The 15781-nt window shown below is 72.8% G+C and carries 18 protein-coding genes; 15 read left to right on the top strand and 3 right to left on the bottom strand.

Going from position 1 to position 15781, the window contains the following annotated elements:
- Nucleotides 1-233: 233 nt before the first annotated feature.
- Nucleotides 234-752, bottom strand: a complete 519-nt coding sequence (locus ABD330_RS29085; protein ID WP_344469100.1) for a ribosomal protein L7/L12 — start codon at nucleotides 750-752, stop codon at nucleotides 234-236.
- A 404-nt stretch (nucleotides 753-1156) separates the two neighbouring features.
- Between ABD330_RS29085 and ABD330_RS29080 the strand changes: the two genes are divergently transcribed.
- The 8 genes from ABD330_RS29080 (at nucleotide 1157) to ABD330_RS29045 (ending at nucleotide 5821) form a co-directional block, all read left to right on the top strand.
- Nucleotides 1157-1438 carry a hypothetical protein gene (locus tag ABD330_RS29080; protein WP_344469098.1) on the top strand — a complete coding sequence of 94 codons (282 nt, stop codon included), beginning with the start codon at nucleotides 1157-1159 and terminating at the stop codon, nucleotides 1436-1438.
- Nucleotides 1392-1919 carry a DUF6879 family protein gene (locus tag ABD330_RS29075; protein WP_344469096.1) on the top strand — a complete coding sequence of 176 codons (528 nt, stop codon included), beginning with the start codon at nucleotides 1392-1394 and terminating at the stop codon, nucleotides 1917-1919. The genes ABD330_RS29080 and ABD330_RS29075 overlap by 47 nt, the downstream gene beginning before the upstream one ends.
- Nucleotides 1920-1958: 39 nt before the next feature.
- Nucleotides 1959-2807 carry a helix-turn-helix domain-containing protein gene (locus tag ABD330_RS29070; protein WP_344469094.1) on the top strand — a complete coding sequence of 283 codons (849 nt, stop codon included), beginning with the start codon at nucleotides 1959-1961 and terminating at the stop codon, nucleotides 2805-2807.
- 261 nt (nucleotides 2808-3068) lie between these two features.
- Entirely contained in the window at nucleotides 3069-3503 is a 435-nt protein-coding gene (locus tag ABD330_RS29065) for an ATP-binding protein (protein WP_344469092.1), read from the top strand.
- 77 nt (nucleotides 3504-3580) lie between these two features.
- Nucleotides 3581-3730, top strand: a complete 150-nt coding sequence (locus ABD330_RS29060; protein WP_344469090.1) for a hypothetical protein — start codon at nucleotides 3581-3583, stop codon at nucleotides 3728-3730.
- Nucleotides 3727-4860 (top strand): methyltransferase domain-containing protein, encoded by a 1134-nt coding sequence (locus tag ABD330_RS29055; RefSeq protein ID WP_344469088.1) that lies wholly within the window; start codon nucleotides 3727-3729, stop codon nucleotides 4858-4860. Before ABD330_RS29060 ends, ABD330_RS29055 begins: the two co-directional genes overlap by 4 nt.
- A 34-nt stretch (nucleotides 4861-4894) precedes the next feature.
- Entirely contained in the window at nucleotides 4895-5116 is a 222-nt protein-coding gene (locus ABD330_RS29050) for a DUF6087 family protein (RefSeq protein WP_344469086.1), read from the top strand.
- A 225-nt stretch (nucleotides 5117-5341) separates the two neighbouring features.
- A complete protein-coding gene (locus ABD330_RS29045; protein ID WP_344469084.1) occupies nucleotides 5342-5821 on the top strand; it encodes a hypothetical protein in 480 nt (159 codons plus the stop codon).
- Between the two features lie 339 nt (nucleotides 5822-6160).
- Here the strand turns inward: ABD330_RS29045 and ABD330_RS29040 are convergent, their stop codons facing one another.
- Nucleotides 6161-6919 (bottom strand): MerR family transcriptional regulator, encoded by a 759-nt coding sequence (locus ABD330_RS29040; RefSeq protein ID WP_344469082.1) that lies wholly within the window; start codon nucleotides 6917-6919, stop codon nucleotides 6161-6163.
- Nucleotides 6920-7150: 231 nt separating this feature from the next.
- On the opposite strand from ABD330_RS29040, the gene ABD330_RS29035 reads away from it, so the two are divergent.
- Nucleotides 7151-7408 carry a hypothetical protein gene (locus ABD330_RS29035; protein ID WP_344469081.1) on the top strand — a complete coding sequence of 86 codons (258 nt, stop codon included), beginning with the start codon at nucleotides 7151-7153 and terminating at the stop codon, nucleotides 7406-7408.
- Nucleotides 7409-7473: 65 nt separating this feature from the next.
- Here ABD330_RS29035 and ABD330_RS29030 read toward each other — a convergent pair whose 3' ends face one another.
- Nucleotides 7474-7638 carry a hypothetical protein gene (locus tag ABD330_RS29030; RefSeq protein ID WP_344469079.1) on the bottom strand — a complete coding sequence of 55 codons (165 nt, stop codon included), beginning with the start codon at nucleotides 7636-7638 and terminating at the stop codon, nucleotides 7474-7476.
- A gap of 175 nt (nucleotides 7639-7813) precedes the next feature.
- Here ABD330_RS29030 and ABD330_RS29025 point away from each other — a divergent pair, with 175 nt between their 5' ends.
- From ABD330_RS29025 to ABD330_RS29000, 6 genes are all read left to right on the top strand, one after another.
- Nucleotides 7814-8143 (top strand): helix-turn-helix transcriptional regulator, encoded by a 330-nt coding sequence (locus tag ABD330_RS29025; RefSeq protein WP_344469078.1) that lies wholly within the window; start codon nucleotides 7814-7816, stop codon nucleotides 8141-8143.
- Nucleotides 8144-8150: 7 nt separating this feature from the next.
- Entirely contained in the window at nucleotides 8151-10325 is a 2175-nt protein-coding gene (locus ABD330_RS29020) for a hypothetical protein (RefSeq protein ID WP_344469076.1), read from the top strand.
- The gene (locus tag ABD330_RS29015) at nucleotides 10322-11020 is read left to right on the top strand and encodes a helix-turn-helix domain containing protein (RefSeq protein WP_344469074.1); all 699 of its coding nucleotides are present in this window, start codon (nucleotides 10322-10324) and stop codon (nucleotides 11018-11020) included. The genes ABD330_RS29020 and ABD330_RS29015 overlap by 4 nt, the downstream gene beginning before the upstream one ends.
- Nucleotides 11021-11135: 115 nt before the next feature.
- Nucleotides 11136-13484: a DEAD/DEAH box helicase gene (locus ABD330_RS29010; RefSeq protein WP_344469072.1), complete on the top strand. Its 2349-nt coding sequence runs from the start codon at nucleotides 11136-11138 to the stop codon at nucleotides 13482-13484.
- Between the two features lie 75 nt (nucleotides 13485-13559).
- Nucleotides 13560-14672 (top strand): hypothetical protein, encoded by a 1113-nt coding sequence (locus tag ABD330_RS29005; RefSeq protein ID WP_344469070.1) that lies wholly within the window; start codon nucleotides 13560-13562, stop codon nucleotides 14670-14672.
- Nucleotides 14669-15652, top strand: coding sequence for a hypothetical protein (locus tag ABD330_RS29000; RefSeq protein WP_344469068.1), 984 nt, complete (start codon nucleotides 14669-14671; stop codon nucleotides 15650-15652). Before ABD330_RS29005 ends, ABD330_RS29000 begins: the two co-directional genes overlap by 4 nt.
- Nucleotides 15653-15781: the final 129 nt, after the last annotated feature.

Raw genomic sequence — 15781 nt, 5'->3', positions numbered from 1 at the left:
GGCACGCGACAACGCTCCTGCGTGCCCTGCTCGTGCTGACGAACGCGGAAGTTTCCCGCTGACGGACGATCACCCGATCGCGATCAAGCCCGTGACCGGCCCGAGCACGCCGACCCCGCACCACACCAGCCCCCGGTGACCAGCAGATTTCAGGATGGAATTAGCTCAATGGTGTTGGGCCTGTGCTCATGGGTTCCGAACCAGGCTCGGGCCTGCGGTCGTCGGCATGGGGTTCAGGGGCCGCGGTGGGTGGTGTGCCCGGGCAGGGGGCCGTAAGCGGCGCAGAACTCGCAGTCGCAGCTGGTCATGGAGTTGGCCCGGCAGTGCGCGGAGGGCCAGTACGGGGACGCGCAGGGGCCCGGATCGACCGGCGTGTCGCCGGACAGAGTGCGCCGGCACCAGCCACAGCGGATCACGACTGGTACGCCGGCCTGGCGCAGGCGCTGTGCCGCGCCAGCGGCGATGCCGAACGGGATATCCGCCATGACGGTGGCGGGCGCGCTGTCCAACAACTGCCGGCTGCGCCACAGGCTCAGCCCGGTGACCGCGCGGACAGCTTTGAGGGCCGTCGGGTCGTGAGGGGAGTCGCCGGCCAGCAGGACTGTGAAATCCGGGTCCTCCACGGATACCCCTCGTCGGTCGGTGTTGTGCCCGGTGCCAGTCAATCGTCCTGGCAGGCTGTCAGACCATGGGTTTTCGCCCGGGGTGTGCCCCTCCTGCTCCACGAAGGCGGCGCTGACCGTCTGGCTCAAGGAGATCTGCTACCCGCAGACCTGCGCGCCGCCCAGCGGTGCTCGCCGACGGATGTCTACTGCGGCCGGTGCATGCCCAAGGAAGCCACCTACCCGATGATCTGCAAGGGTCCAGACGGGTGCGGGCTCGGGCTTCGGCATCAGAGGTGACGTGACTCCCTCTCCTGACGAGATCGAAGCTATCCGTACTCCCACCGGCGGTTGGACCCGACACAGCTCTCGGTCTGGGATGTGCCGTGGCCGCCGCGCAAGGGCTGGAAGAAGCAGCTCGCCGCACCTCTGCCTGCAGCCCGGCACCGGGTGCGTGCCGACCTGCCGCGTCCGCGTCCTCTTGACGGTTCGTCAGTCGAGCGGAACGGTGGTGGGCGCAAGGATCCGCAACCGGCTTGGCACAAGGAGCGGTCATGGTACTACGGTTCAGGGGCATCGACCCGGACACGCCCAACGGCGGTTCTCCGACTGTGTGGTTGGAGGACGAGAAGGCGGAGATCGTCATTCAGGGCTGGCTGCCCGACATGGAGATGTACCGCGTGATCAGCGAGACCGAGTGGGTGGAGGGCCACGCCCTGGGCGTCCCGGACCACGAGGGCGTCGTCCGGATCCCGGTCCGGATGATCCCGTTCTTGAGGAAGGTGTGCGATGAAGCCGAGCGTGCCGGACTTTGGCGCCCTGCTGAGGAGCGCTGAAAGCTCGGCGTGCCACCTGGAGATGCGCGACTCCTACATGGACGACCCCGTCTTCGCCGACTGGCGCGCCGGCCGTCCGGTGGACCGGACCGAGGCCTACGACCTGCCCCAGGAGTACACCGCCTGGGCCGCCCTGGTGCGGGAGACCGTCGGCCGCGGCGTGGAGATGCGCCGCGCGAGGATCGTCTCGGAGCCGGTGACCGCCTACATCCGGTGGGAGCACGCGATCACCGAGCGGCACAACGTCGCGCTCGGTGAACAGGTCCGCTGGCTGCCCAGGTCGAAGGCCTCCGACCTCGCGCTGCCGGGCAACGACCTGTGGCTGGTCGACGAGCGCCTGGTCCTGTTCCACTGGTTCACCGGTGACGGCCAGTGGGCCGGCCACGAGACCACCGAGGACCCGGCCGTGGTGAAGATGGTGACCGCCGCGTTCGAGGCGGTGTGGGACCGGGCCGTTCCGCACGCCCGGTACACCGTCTGACCATCCCGTCCACCACCACTCGCCCGGGCAGCCAGCACCATGTCGTCGTCCCCCTCGTCCAGCGTCATCGAGGCGCGCAAGGCGCTCGCCGGCCGCCTGGTCGGCCTGCGCAAGGACGCGGGCCTGACCGGCGACGAACTGTCCGCCCGCTGCGGGTGGCATCCGGCGAAGACCTCCCGGATCCAGAGCGGCAAGTCCGCCCCCTCCGAGGACGATCTGCGCGCCTGGTGCACCGCCTGCGGCGTCGGCGACCAGGTCCCCGACCTGATCGCCGCCGCCCGCGCGGTCGACTCCATGTACACCGAGTGGCGCCGCATGGAGCGCAGCGGACTGCGTGCCGCCCAGGAGTCGGTAGCAGCCCTCTACCGCCGCACCGGCCACTTCCGGGTCTACGCCAGCCGCGTCATGCCGGGCATGGTGCAGACCCCTGAATACACCACCGCCGTCCTGCGCTCGATCCAGCGTGCCCGCGTCGAGGTCGACGACGTCGCTGACGCCGTCGAAGCCCGGCTGGAGCGCCAGCGGATGCTGTTCTCCGGCCGGCACCGCTTCGGCCTGCTCATCGAGGAGTGGGTGCTGCGCGCCGCGGTGTGCGACCCGGAGACGATGGCGGCCCAGCTCGGCCACCTGCTCGCCGTCTCCTCCAGCCCGTTCGTCAGCATCGGCGTCATCCCGACCGGGCCCGACCGGCCGCACCTGCCGGTCGAGGACTTCTACATGTTCGACGAGGCCGAGGTGGCCGTCGAGCTGACCTCCGGCTACCTGCGGATCACCCAGCCGCGCGAGATCGCCGACTACGTGCGCACCTTCACCGACCTGGCCGCCATGGCCGTCCACGGGGCCGGTGCCCGTCAGCTGATCACGGCGGCGATAGCCACTCTCGGGTGACTTCGCGCAAGATGGCGCAACCTCGTTGAGGGCCAGGCTGCGCACTCCCTACCGTCGAACCGTTGCCCGCCGTGACGGACCGGACACCCGGTCCCCGGCGGGCGAGCCGGGGCCGCTGCGCCCGCCTGCCCCCGTCGGGTGGGCGCAGCCGTGACCGCCGACGAGAGAGCGGAGTACCGCCGTGGCCGCGCACCCCATAGCCCGCCCACCGGCCACGGCTGCGGCCGCCTCCGGGCGGCGCCGGCGGGTGCGAGGTGCCCGGTGACCACGACCGTCGAGGCCCCGACGCGGGCCCCGGTCGCCGACATCGCCAGGGCGCTGCTGCCGTACGAGCCGCAGTCCGCTTTGGCGGCCCGGCGCCTGGTGCGCACCGCACTGCGCGGCTGGGGCCTGGGGGACCTGGTCGAGGCCGGCGAGCTGATCGTCAGTGAGCTGGCCGGGAACGCCGCGAAGACCGGCTGTCGGCGCCGCATGACGGTCGCTGTCGAGCGGATCGCCGACCGGTGTGTGCGGATCAGCGTCCGCGACGGCTCCCGCATCCTGCCCTGTTTGATCGACGCCGGCCCCGCCGCCGAGTCCGGCCGGGGACTTGCCCTGGTCCATCACCTCACCGGCGGGCAGTGGGGCGCGGACCCGGAGCCGTACGGCAAGACGGTCCACGCGGATCTGCGCAGCCGCCTGCCCGGCCCGGCGTAGCGGACGCGGGTTGGGCCGGCCCTCTACTCCTCCCGGGCTCCGGGAGGGCACCATCACAGCGACGGAAGGAGCACGGCATGGACCACGACTCAGGTCACGGCGGCGGAGGCTCGGGAGGCGGTGGCGGCGAGGGGGACGGGCACCCGGGCACCCCGTGGACGCCGCCGTCCGACCCGCCGAACCCCGACGGCAGCACGCCGCCCGGTGACGGAGGCCACCGCAAGTGACCAGCACCGCGCAGAAGGAGGGCCGCCCCGGGCAGGGGCGGCCCGCCCGCACGTGGGACGCCGTCCTCGCCTCGGTGCCCCGCTCGCTGTTCCTGCCCGACCTGATGTGGGCGCACAATCTGGCCACCAACACCAGCCGGCCCGTCAGCCGGGCCGCAGACCCGGACGGTTGGGCGGCGGCCGCCGAGGCCGACATCCCGATCGTCACGCAGTGGGACGACGGAGAGCACCACGGCGAGCAGCCCGGCAGCGTGCCGACCAGCTCGGCCTCCCAGCCCTCGGTGGTCGCCGCGATGCTGGAGCACCTGGACGTCCGATCCGGGCAGCGTGTCCTCGAGGTCGGCACCGGCACCGGGTGGAACAGCGCGCTGCTGTCCTACCGGCTGGGTGACGCCAACGTGGTCACCGTCGAGATCGACCCCGACGTCACCTCCCGCGCCCGCACCACCCTCAACGAGGCTGGCTACCGGCCCACCGTGGTCTGCGGCGACGGCGCCGCCGGCTGGCCGCCCGGCGCCCCCTACGACCGGATCACGGCCACCTGCGCACTGCGCGAGGTCCCCCACGCCTGGATCCGCCAGGCCCGCCCCGGCGCCCTCATCCTCACCCCCTGGGGCACCCACTACAGCAACCTCGACGCCCTGCTGCGCCTGACGGTCCACGACGACGGCACGACCGCGTCGGGCCGCTTCCTGGAGCCGGTGGAGTTCATGAAGCTGCGCTCCCAGCGCCTCACCTGGCCCGAGCCGCCCGGAGGCGGAGGCACCCTCGCCGAGAGCAGCACGGCGACCACGCCCCCCGAGCACGGCCGGCACGCGGCCTTCACCTTCCTGATGGGGCTGCTCCTGGACGGCGTCACACACGCGGTCCAGCCGCACGACGACGGCGCCCGCACCCTGTGGCTGTACTCGCTGACCGCACCGGCCTGGTCGGCGACGACATTCCGCGACGGCGAGCGTGAGCACCAGGTGCGCCAGTACGGAGCCCGGCGGCTGTGGGAGGAGTTCGAGACCGCCTACGCCTGGTGGACCGCAGCGGACCGGCCAGACCTTGCCCGGTTCGGCCTCACCGTCACCCCGGACGGACAGCGCCTGTGGCTGGACGACCCCACCCGGCCCCTGCCACGCTGACCCCACCGACCACCAAGCCGGAGGGGAGTGGGCCGTGGACGACGAACCGCTGAGCGAGTGGGCCCAGCGCCGCACCCGGCGCCTGCGCCCGGTCGGAACCCGCCGGGTCGTCACCACGGCCGCCGCGCACATCGACGCGACCGCCCCGCGGCTGATTCAGGAGTGGGACGGCCACGCCTGGGTGGCGGTGGCGCTCACCGACGAACCACCGACGACCGCGGTGGCGACCGGCTCCGGCCGCCACCGCCGGCCCTGACCGCCACGCGGGCCTGATCCACCGTCGGCCGACCCCGTTGCCCACCGACCGGCCGCTCGTTGGACCCGCCGAGCGCCCCGACCAGGGCGTGCGGCTACGCCTGCTCCCCACCGCCCAGCCCGGACACCCCCACCGGATCGGGCGCCGCACGGTGAAGCCCTCGGGCGGCCGGGCCCGTACACAGCCCGGCCGCCCGGCCCCGTGCCGACCGGTAGGAGCCGTCCCGTGCCCGTCCCCTCGTTCCGCATCCGATGCGGCCTGTGCAGCAAGCCGATCGCGCTGGCCGACGACGTCTGGGCCCTGGACGCCGAGTGGCAGCGCCGCTACCCGACGATGCGGGGCGTCCTGGCGTGCCAGGACTGCGCGCTGCGCAAGGGCTGGGGTACCTGCGAGCAGCCCAACGGAGAGTTCGTCGAGGGGCACATCCCGGTGCAGGAGAACGACCCGGACCGGGGAGACGGCGATTCCTGGTGCCACGTTCTCGGCTACAACACCCGCAAGACCATGGCCATGCTGCACCCGCGCTCGGGCCTGCTCCAGGGCGCCGAGGAGTACCTGCGGTACACAGCGCAGCGCAGTGGTGTGGCGCCGGCGGTGGCCGAACAGCTGCGCGCGCTTCTGGCGGAGTGGGACGGCACTGCGCCCGATCGGAGGCCGGACGTCTTCGGGCAGGCAACGGCGGCGCCCGGTGTCGACGTCCATTAACGGTCCCAAAATGCCGTGCCGCAGAGTGGCGGTGTACCCCAGGCCATAGACGTTTCTGCGCGCGGGTCCTGTCTGTTGGACTCTGCGCACCTCGAAGGGGTGAAGGAACACACCTCTCTCGAAGGGGGGCGTCATGACGCCTAGCTTTGTTCATGACTTCCGACAGCGATTGTTCAGCTCGTCGGGAGGCGGTCTTTCGTGAACGGAGTCGTTGTTCACGAGAACGGGCAGCACCCTGTTGAGGTGGCCGCAGTCGGCTTTCGGGATCGAACATCGCCACCACCGTGACAGGGCGCAACCGCCATCCCGGGCTGCCCCGGGATGGCGGTTGCGCCGTGCTCAGGTCAGCCGGCTGGTGGCGTAGGCCTCGATGGCGTCGCGCTGGTAGGCGGCCAGACCCGGGGCGATCGCTTCGTAGGCGGTGCGCCAGGTCTCGTTGTCCACGCAGGAGCGGCCGATGGCGCGGTACTCCTCGGCGGACACGGCGCGCAGTTCCATCAGAGCGCGGTACTGGGCGTCGACCTCGGCCTGAACGGGCTCGGCGTCGGCCGGGAGGCCGGCGGTCAGGAGCTCGGCGAGACGGATCATCTGTGCCGTGCGCTCGCGCTGCCCGGCCTCGACCTCGGCCGGACCCATCGTGGCGGTCCGCCGGGTGGCCGCTTCGGCGAGCTCGGAGAAGTCACGCAGGCTGTCCTCGTACTGGGAGGGCTGGATGCCCTCGAAGAGGTTCTCCGGGCGGTTGATGGTCATGGGGTTGCCGTCCTTCCTGGACTGCTCCAGTTCGGCGATCGTGCGGGAGACGGTGTCGGCCAGGGCATCGAGCCGGTCCCGTTCTGCGAGCAGCCGCTGGTGGTGGCCCCGGAGGGCGTCCACCTCGTCGACCCGCGCTGCAAGGATCCGGCCGATCTCCGGCAGCCCGACGCCCAATGCCCGCAGTACGAGGATCTGCTGCAGCAGCAGAAGCTGGTGCTCCTCGTAATAGCGGTGGCCGTTGGCGCCGATCCGGGCCGGCGGCAGCAGGCCGGTCTCGTCGTAGTGGCGCAGTGTCCGGGCGGTCACGCCCGACATCCGGGCCACCTCTGAGATCGGCCAGTCCATCACGACTCCTGCACGTGTGTCGCCGGGCCGGTCTCTCCGGCCCTGGCCATGACGGTAGGAGCTGCCGCAGCGGCAACTTCAACCCCGAGGCCCATGTTCCTCGTAATCGAACAGGCACGGTCTACGCCCCAAGCGGAACGGGCCGCGCCCGCTGCCTAATCTCGTGAACATTCGGACCCTGGCCAGAACCCCGGCGCCTCCCAAATCCCCGTAGAAACGCTGTCGTCTCTCGTGAACAGAGCCACGACGCCCGTTCAGTCCGCTCTGCAGTTCCTCGCCGAGGTCCTCGTCGACCCGGCCGGCCCGCAGGCCGACCAGCTCGCCCACGCCGTCCGCAACCTCGGCTCCGTCCTCTCCACCGCCTCGGCCGCCGTGAACACCGCGGCCGCCGTCCGCAAGCTGCGCACCCCCAATGCCCCGGCCACCCTGCCCGCTCCGGGCTGCTGCGGCGCGTGCCCGGTCCACCGCCCGGAGGCCGGCGCCGAGTAGGGGCGGGGAAGCGGTCCGGCCCGGCCACCGTGATGGTGACCGGGCCGGACCGTAACGGGTACTGCTCAGGCGTTGCGCACGGCGAACGCGACGCCCGCGCTCAGCGCGGTGAGCTGGGCCGCGTTGAGGCCGAGCACGCGGGCCTGGCCCTTGGCGACGTTGCCGAGCACGTAGGTGCCGACCAGGGCCGCGCCGAGGATCACCACGGCCTTCTGCTGGCGAGGAGTCATCTTCTTCACCTCCTTCCATTGTTGGTAACCGACCACGTTCTCACGCGGCACCGACAATCAGGGCAGGCCGGAGGCCATGAGTACCATGTGTGGTCATGAGTGAGATGTTTGTGCGATCAAAAATGTTGCGCTACGAGCGGTGTTCTGTGCTACCTTTCTGGATAGGAGGTATGTGATGTCTGAGATTTTCGCGGCGGTGGACGCGCTGCTGGCCAAGGCCCGGGACGGCGGCGACCTGCCGGAACCGGTGGAGCGGGAGCGGCTGCGCAAGGCCGCCGGCCTGACCCAGGTCGAGGTGGCCGATGCCTTGAAGACCCGGCGGGAGACGTTCGCCAAGTGGGAGAACGGCACCGCCCAACCGCGGGCCCCCAAGCGCGGCGCCTACGCCTTCCTGCTCGCGGGCCTGGCCGACATCCACGGCACCCAGGGCCCGGACGGCTGGCTCACCCTCGCCCGCCAAGCCCGCCCCCTCGACACCAGCACCGACGCCACGGAAGGGGAGTGACACCCTGATGGACCGCAAGACGTACACCGCCGAACTCGCCTCGCTGCGCGAGCTGCGCACCGAGATCACGGCCGCCGAGAAGGTCGTCGCCACCGCGCAGAAGGAGCTGGACAGGCTCACCGGCCAGCGCTCGCGCCGGGTGGCCGGGCTCGCGGGGTACGAGGGCGCGCAGGCCGCGCCGATCGCGAAGGCGTCCGGGCTGACGCTGGCCGACATCGTGCGTATCGCGCCGCTCCTCGACCCGACCCCGGCCGCCGTGCGCGAGGCCCGCCCCGCCGCCTCGGCCGTGCCGGTGCCGGTGGCCGAACCCGCCGCGCAGCCGGTTGCCGTTGTCGCCCCGGCGGTGACCCAGCAGCCGGCCCCGGCCGAGTTCGCTCCCGTGCCCGCCGACCAGGCCGTGCCCGTTGAGCAGCCCGTCGAGCAGCCCGCCGCTCCGGCTGCGCCGATTGCTGCGCCTGCCACGGTGGCCGTCGTACAGCCCGCCGCCGTGGTGGAGGGCGGCCCGCGGGTGCTGCCGGAGATCCCGCAGGGCCCGGCCGGTGACCGGTTCGCCGCCGTCACCTCCGGCCTGGTCTCGACCCGGCCGAACTTCACCCAGCAGACGCGGGTGACGGTGTTCCTGGACGTGGCGGCGGGCGAGCTGGTGGCCCGCGAGCACACGCTGCGCCTGAACCTCGGGGCGAAGTCGCCGGGGGAGATCCTGGACGCGGTCCTGGCGGCAGCGCCGGGCACGGAGCGGATCTACGTCACGGCCGGCGCCCCGTGGCACGAGGGCGCCGAGCGGTATTCCACCCTCAAGGACGCCGTCGCCGCGTGGCTGAACACCCCCAGCCAGCGGTGGACCACCGCCACCGGAGCGGGCAAGGACAAACTGGCCGGGCACTTCGTCCACCAACGCCAGCCCGTCGGCCGCTACGCCCCCGCCGCCGACCCCAAGAGCGTGGTCGAGGTCCGCAGCATCGGCGAGTGGTTCGACACCGGCGGCGCCGACCCGGCCACCTGCCGGGACGCCTTCCGGCTGCTGTGGCAGGCGCTGCGCCGCTACTTCGACGACGCGGTCCTGATGGGCTCCCCGTCGCAGACCGGCCGGGACCTGTGGACCCGCACCATCCCGACCAAGGGCAAGTGGGCGGGCGGCTACCCGGTCATGTCGCAGGAGCTGCGCGGCCTGCTGCACGCCACCGGCGGACAGGGCCGCACCGAGCTGCTCCCGCCGCCCCGGGTGCCGCAGCAGCTGCCCGGCCTGGTCGAGTTCGACGCGACCTTCGCCTACGGCAAGCAGACCTGGAAGAGCGGGGTCGGCGCGCCCCGGCGCGTCACCGCCCGCGCCTTCGCCGCGATGGACCAGGCCGCGCAGGCCAAGGCCCTGATGGCGTGCTCGCACTGGCACATCCGCGTGACGGTCCCCCAGGGCTGGGACCACGTCGGGCTGCTGCCCGCCCCGGTGCCCGGTGACCGGGCCTGGGAGTACCCGGCCACCGGCGGCGCCACGTTCACCACCTGGGCCGGGGGCGCGGAGGTCCACCTCGCCCTCACGAACCACCTGATGCCGTGGAAGGTCGAGGTGTTGGACGGCCTGATCTGGGAGGACGGCAAGCCCATCGACGACTGGGGCAAGAAGCTCAAGGCCGCCTGGGCGGACCTGACCAACCTCTCGAAGCTGCACGGCGACGAGCGCCAGCGCACCGCCGCCTACCTCGCCTCCCGCGCGGTCCGCTCGATCCTGCTGTTCGGGATCGGCGGCTTCGCGCAGCGCCCGCGCACGGTCACCGGCACCACGCCGATCGGCGAGGCGCTCCCCGCCGGGGTGGAGATCCTCGGCCAGGACGAGAACGTCGTCACCTGGCAGCGCTCCACCGGGTTCTCCCGCGACCCGAACGCGCACCCCGAGTGGGCCGCCCGCGTCTGGTCGGGGGCCCGCACCGCGCTGCTGTCCATGAAGATGCGCGAGGACGACGTGATGGTCGGCGCGCTCCACCTGCCCGCGCACAGCATCGTGGCGTTCCGCACCGACGCCATCTACACCACCGCCGACGTCACCTGGCCCTACCACGGCCAGCCCGGCGAGTTCCTGAAAAAGGGCCACCTGCCCGGCCCGGTCGCCGCCCCCACCACGCTGGAAGAGCTGCTGGCCCTGCGCGACCTCGGCCGCGCCCACTACGCCCAGGGAGGTAACCGGTGAGCCCCGGCACGCCGCAGGACCCGAACGAGGCCGCGAGGCTGACGCAGCAGCTCCTCGACGAGGGCTACACCAAGCGCCAGGTCGCCAAGATGCTCGGCCGCGACGCCAGCCTGGTGTCGCAGTTCTTCACCAAGGGCAAGGGCGCGAGCATGGTCGGCGCGCTGCGCCAGATGGTGCGCGCGGTGCGCGGCGGCGAGCGCGACACCGACGCCCTGTCCGGCATCGCCGGGGCGAACACCAAGCGCCGCACCACCAAGGGCGGGCAGAAGGCCCGGGTGCGGGGCAAGGACACGATCGGCACCCCGGGCGGCAGCATGGCCGGCCGCGCGGGGAAGCAGGCCATCAAGTCCGGTGCCGCCCACCTCGCCCCGGTGGTCCACGAGACCGGCCAGGCCGGGGGGAAGCTGGCCTTCACCGTGCGGATGAAGGCCAACCAGTTCACCCACTCCGCCGGGTCGAAGGACGACTCGCCGGGCCTTAGGCGCGGAGTGATCCCGCGCGCGGACGGCACCGAGGAGCGCACCTACGGCTCCAGCTCGACCGGCGGCTTCGACGCCGCCGAGTGGTCCCAGCGCGTCGCCGACCACCACGGCGACGTCACCGAGGCGATGAAGGCCTGGCTGGTGGAGACCGGCCGCGCCGTCGAGGACGCAGACATCGCCTACATGGAGGTCCGCGGCTGGGTGTCCCAGTAGCAGGCGGGCGGCCTCTCCCCAGCCACGACCCGGCCCCGGGAGAGACCGCCTCACACCCGACCGACCCGCACCGCCTCGCTCCGCACCAACCGGCAGACGAAGGAGAACCACCGCCGTGGAGACCACCACCGCCACCCAGGCCGACGTGCCAGCCGGGCTGCGCCCGCAGCCGGAGCCGGCCGTGCCCGTCCAGCCGCTCGGCACACTGGTGCCGGTCACCCTGCACTGGTTCCAGAAGGACGCGGTCGCGGCCGCGGTGCGGGAGGTGAAGGACGGGGGCCGGGCGACGCTGGTGCTGGCGACCGGCTCGGGCAAGACACTGATCGCCGCCGCCTGCGCCCGCCGCCTGGCCGCCAAGGGCTCCACCCTGGTCCTCGTCCCCACGATCGAGCTGCTGGAGCAGACCGCAGAGTCCTGGTCGACGCTCGGCGGGCGCCGGGGCCTGGCAGTGGCGGCGTGCTCACGGGAGGAGGCGCTGGAGAGCGCGGAGGCCGGCGGGCGCATCGACGCCGCCGTGACCACCCAGGCCCCCCGGATCGCAGACCTGGTGGCCAAGGCGAAGACGGGTGAACCGGTCACCGTCTACGCGACCTACGCCTCCATGGAGCGGATCACCGCCGCGCACCAGCTGCACGGCCTTCCCGCCTGGGACCTCGTGGTCATCGACGAAGCCCACCGGACAGCAGGCGCCGAAGGGAAGGCGTGGGCGGCCGTCCACGACGACGCGCAGATCCCCGCGAAGCGGCGCCTGTACTTCACCGCCACCCCGCGCATCGCGGACGACCGGCGCGCGAAGGACGGCCTGGCCGACCTCGCCGACGCCGAGAGCATCGAGAAGCTGCCCGTGCTCTGCTCCATGAGCGACGAGACGATCTACGGCAAGACCTGCTTCACCTGGACCCTCGGCCAGGGCATCGAGCACGGCTACCTCGCCGACTACCGCGTGCTCGTGCCGGTCGTCACGGACGAGGACCTGCGCGAACTGCTCAACCTCCCGGCCGTCGCCGACCTCCGCTCCCAGCGCAGCAACGAGGAACTGCTCAGGCTGGCGCTCCAGATCGCGGTGCTGCGCGCGGTCGCCGACCTCGGCCTGCGCCGCGTCATCACCTTCCACTCCAGGGTGTCCGCCGCGCGGGAGTTCGCGAACACCCTGCTGGACGCCTCCCAGCTGCTGGAGGACAAGGACCGCCCCGAGCGGATCTGGGCGAAGGCGGTCGCCGGCACCGACCGGCTCAAGGACCGCCGCGCCGCGTTCACCGAGTTCAAGGCCCACACCGGCGACGACGGCGAGGAGTGCGGCATCCTCTGCAACGCCCGGCTCCTGTCAGAAGGCATCGACGTGAGAGCTGTGGATGCCGTGTGTTTCGCGGATCCGAAGTCGTCGGTCATCGACATCGTCCAGGCCGTGGGCAGGGCGCTGCGCCAGTCCTACCGGCAGGGCAAGGTCAGCTGGGTCATCATCCCGGTGTACCTGCCGACGCCGGAGGTCGGCGACGACACGGCGGCCGCCGACCCGGCCGAGGTCCACGACGCCGGGGAGGCCGTGAAGGCGGAGGCCGACGCCGAGATCGAGGCATCGTCGTTCCGCACGATCTGGCGGGTCCTGCGGGCGCTGGCGGCGCACGACGCCCGGGTGGTCGGCCGGATCACCGAGCTGCGCGGCACGCGGTCCCAGGGCACCGCGCTCACCACCGCGGCCAAGACCTCCGAGAGCGAGAGCACCGAGGCCGGGGAGGGCGAGCAGCCGCCGGCGCCGGTGGAGTCGCCGATCGAGTGGCTGCGGATCAACGCGAAGAAGCACGCGGCGCAGATCCTCCAGACCGTCAAGCTGCGCGCGTTCAACCCGCGGGCGGTCGAGTGGCAGCGCATGCACGCCGTCGCCGCCGTGTTCCATCTCCAGCACGGCCACCTCGACCCCACCGACAAGGCGAAGCACACCGAGCTGATCTCCTGGCTCACCCGCCAGCGCCACCTGAACGGCCAGGGTCTGCTCGATGCCGCCCGCGTCTCCGAGCTGGACGCGCTCGGCATGATCTGGTCGAAGAGCGCCAACGCCTGGGAGCGCGGCGCCGCGTACGCCGCCGCGTTCCACCGCCAGCACGGGCACCTGGCGATCCCGGCGACCGCGAAGCTGGACGACTACGCGGTGGGGGCGTGGATGCGCCGCCAGCGCAAGGCCGACAACCTCACCACCGACCAGGCCGCCAAGCTGGACGCGCTGGACGAGCTGTGGCGCCTGGAGCCGGACTGGAACAGGTCGTACCGGCGCGTGCTCGCCTACCTCGCGGCCGGCGGAACCCTGGACGGCCCGGCCAACCGAACCGGCCTGGGCGACGACTCGGCGTTCCGGCCCGGCACGTGGCTGCGCAAGCAGGACAAGGCCCGCAGCGACGGCAAGCTGACCGATTTGCAGAGCGGGCTCCTGGACGCCCTCGCCCCGGCCCCGGAGCCGTGGATGCACTGACCGCCCACCCGGCCGCCACCACCTGGTGGCGGCCGCCGTTGAACCGCACAGCCGAGAAGGGGAGGCACCATCACCATGCCGGAATCCGTGAAGCCGGTCCCGTCCTACACCTGGTGGGGCGAGGTTCCCGACCATCTGCGAACCGCGACCCAGCTCGCCGCGCTGGACCTGCCGCGCCAGGCGGCCGGTCCGGTCCGCGCCACCATCGAGACCCGCAACCCCGGCACGGGGCGGAAGGAGGACTTCGACCTGTACGACGTGCGCGAGTCCGTCCCGACCGCGGCCACCGCTGCGCAGCTCCTCGCGGCCGGCGCGCGTCGCACCACCACCAGCCGTACCTGCGAGGACTGCGGCGCCCACCCCGAGACGCCGTGCACCCCGGCGGCCGACGGCCGGGCCCTGTGCGGCACCTGCGCCCACATCACCCGCCTGCGCACCCGCCAGGCCGAGGCCCGCGCCGCCGCCCAGGACGTCGCCGATACCGCCGACCGCCTCCTGGCCGACGAGCACCTGGCCGTCCTCCAGATCGACTACATCCCCGGCGAGCCCACCGCCGCCGGAACGCCCCGCCCGCCGGCCGCCGCCCGCCTCACCGTCCTCGACCGCACCGGCACCGCCCTCTACGACCGCACCGTGCGCCTGACCGGCCCCCGCACCCCCGGCGCCCCCGACCACGCCATCGACCCCGCCCCCGCCCTGGCCGACCTCACCAACCTCCTCGCCGAGCGCACCGTCGTCCTGTGGACCCTCGGCGACCTCGACCCCCTCTACGACGCCCTGCGCCGCCTCAAGCTCGACACCGCCCTGCTGCCCGAAGGCCGGGTCAACAGCCTGCGCCCGGCCGCCACCCAGTGGCGCGCCGACCTTGACCCGCGCACCGGCGAACTGCGCCGACCCACCCCGCCCGGCACCGCCGACCGCCTCCTCCTCCTGCTCCGGAAGATGTCCGCCGACGCCCTACGCCTCGACCCGACGGACGAGCACGACGCCCCCGACCGCGAGCGGTGGAACTACCAGCTCACGGCCAGGCGCGTGGACCCGGCGCACCCCGGCTACTCCGTGATCGTCACGCACGCCTACGCCACGTCGGTGGAGGACGCGGTGCGCCTGACCAGGAAAAAGCACGACGGCCACCTCTACGGCGACGGCCTGTACCGGATCGTGCGCGTCGAGGAGGAACGGCCGTGACCACCGACACCACCGGCACCGACCCCGCCGGCCCTGGACGGCTGGAGCTGGCCCCGTACAGCAGCCGGCCTGCACCCGCCGACCGGGACCTGGGCCGTCCGATTCTCGACTCCCCGCTGGTGCGCGGCTCGATGTGGCTGCGCTGGTCCGGCCACGACGGCATCCGCACCCTGCACCACGGCGCCGGCCTTGCCCGTGCCTGGACGGAGAAGGACATCGACGGCCTGGACGGCTGGGTGGCCCTGGTCGACGGCCGGGTTGTCCTCGGCGCCCGCCCAGGCATCGCCGTGCCGGAGCCCGTCGTGCACGCCGAGGCATGGGAGGCCGGCGCGACGCTGCACGCCGCCCTCGCCCAGCACCCCGCCCGCACCCCCTTCACCCAGGACGAGGACGACGACCAGGAGGACGGGCTGCTCGGCGACGTCCGCAGCCGGGTCCGTCGCCGGGCGGCCGGGATGACCCTGGAGAACCTCCAGCAGGCCCTGGAACAGGCCCGGGTCGAGGAGCGCCACGCGGATCGGTACGCCGACGCCGGGGACGAGACCGCCTACGCCACCGCGGCCGACATCCGCGCCGAGTGGCAGCGCGTACGCGACCACACCACCGAGACCCGGGCCGAGCGCTACGACCCGGACCACGACACCGCTCTCCAGCACGCGCTGCGCGCCGAACGCCACCGGCAGGACGTCGCCGAATGCGCTCGCGAGACCGCCCACCAGGCCCGGCAGACCACCGACGTCGCACACCGCCGCCTCGCGGGCACCGCCGCCCAGCCCCTCTACACCGCCCTCGACCGCGCCGGCCTCACGCTGACCGACGACGACCACCAAGCCGTCCGCGACCTCACCCGCCACCTCGACCCCGCCACGCTGCGCCAGGTCATGAGCTGGCTGGAGCGAACCCGCACCGCAGCCATCGCACTGCGCGGCGCCGAGCAGGCCCCGCCCACTCGTCCGAGGGTGCGCCGCAACCGCTTCTGAGGGGCGACAGCGAATGCCACGACCCGCCGGGACAGTCAAGGCTGTTGCACCCGTTCGAGTGATCCGGGCCGGTCCCCGCCCAGCACCGCTGTCTCGGCTGTGAGCATGTGGGCTGGGCGATCCACTTCT

This window comes from Kitasatospora kazusensis (assembly GCF_039529945.1).
Classification (GTDB): Bacteria; Actinomycetota; Actinomycetes; order Streptomycetales; family Streptomycetaceae; genus Kitasatospora; species Kitasatospora kazusensis.
Note: the sequence above shows the minus strand (reverse complement) of the source record. Positions and strands in the feature narration are given on the sequence as shown.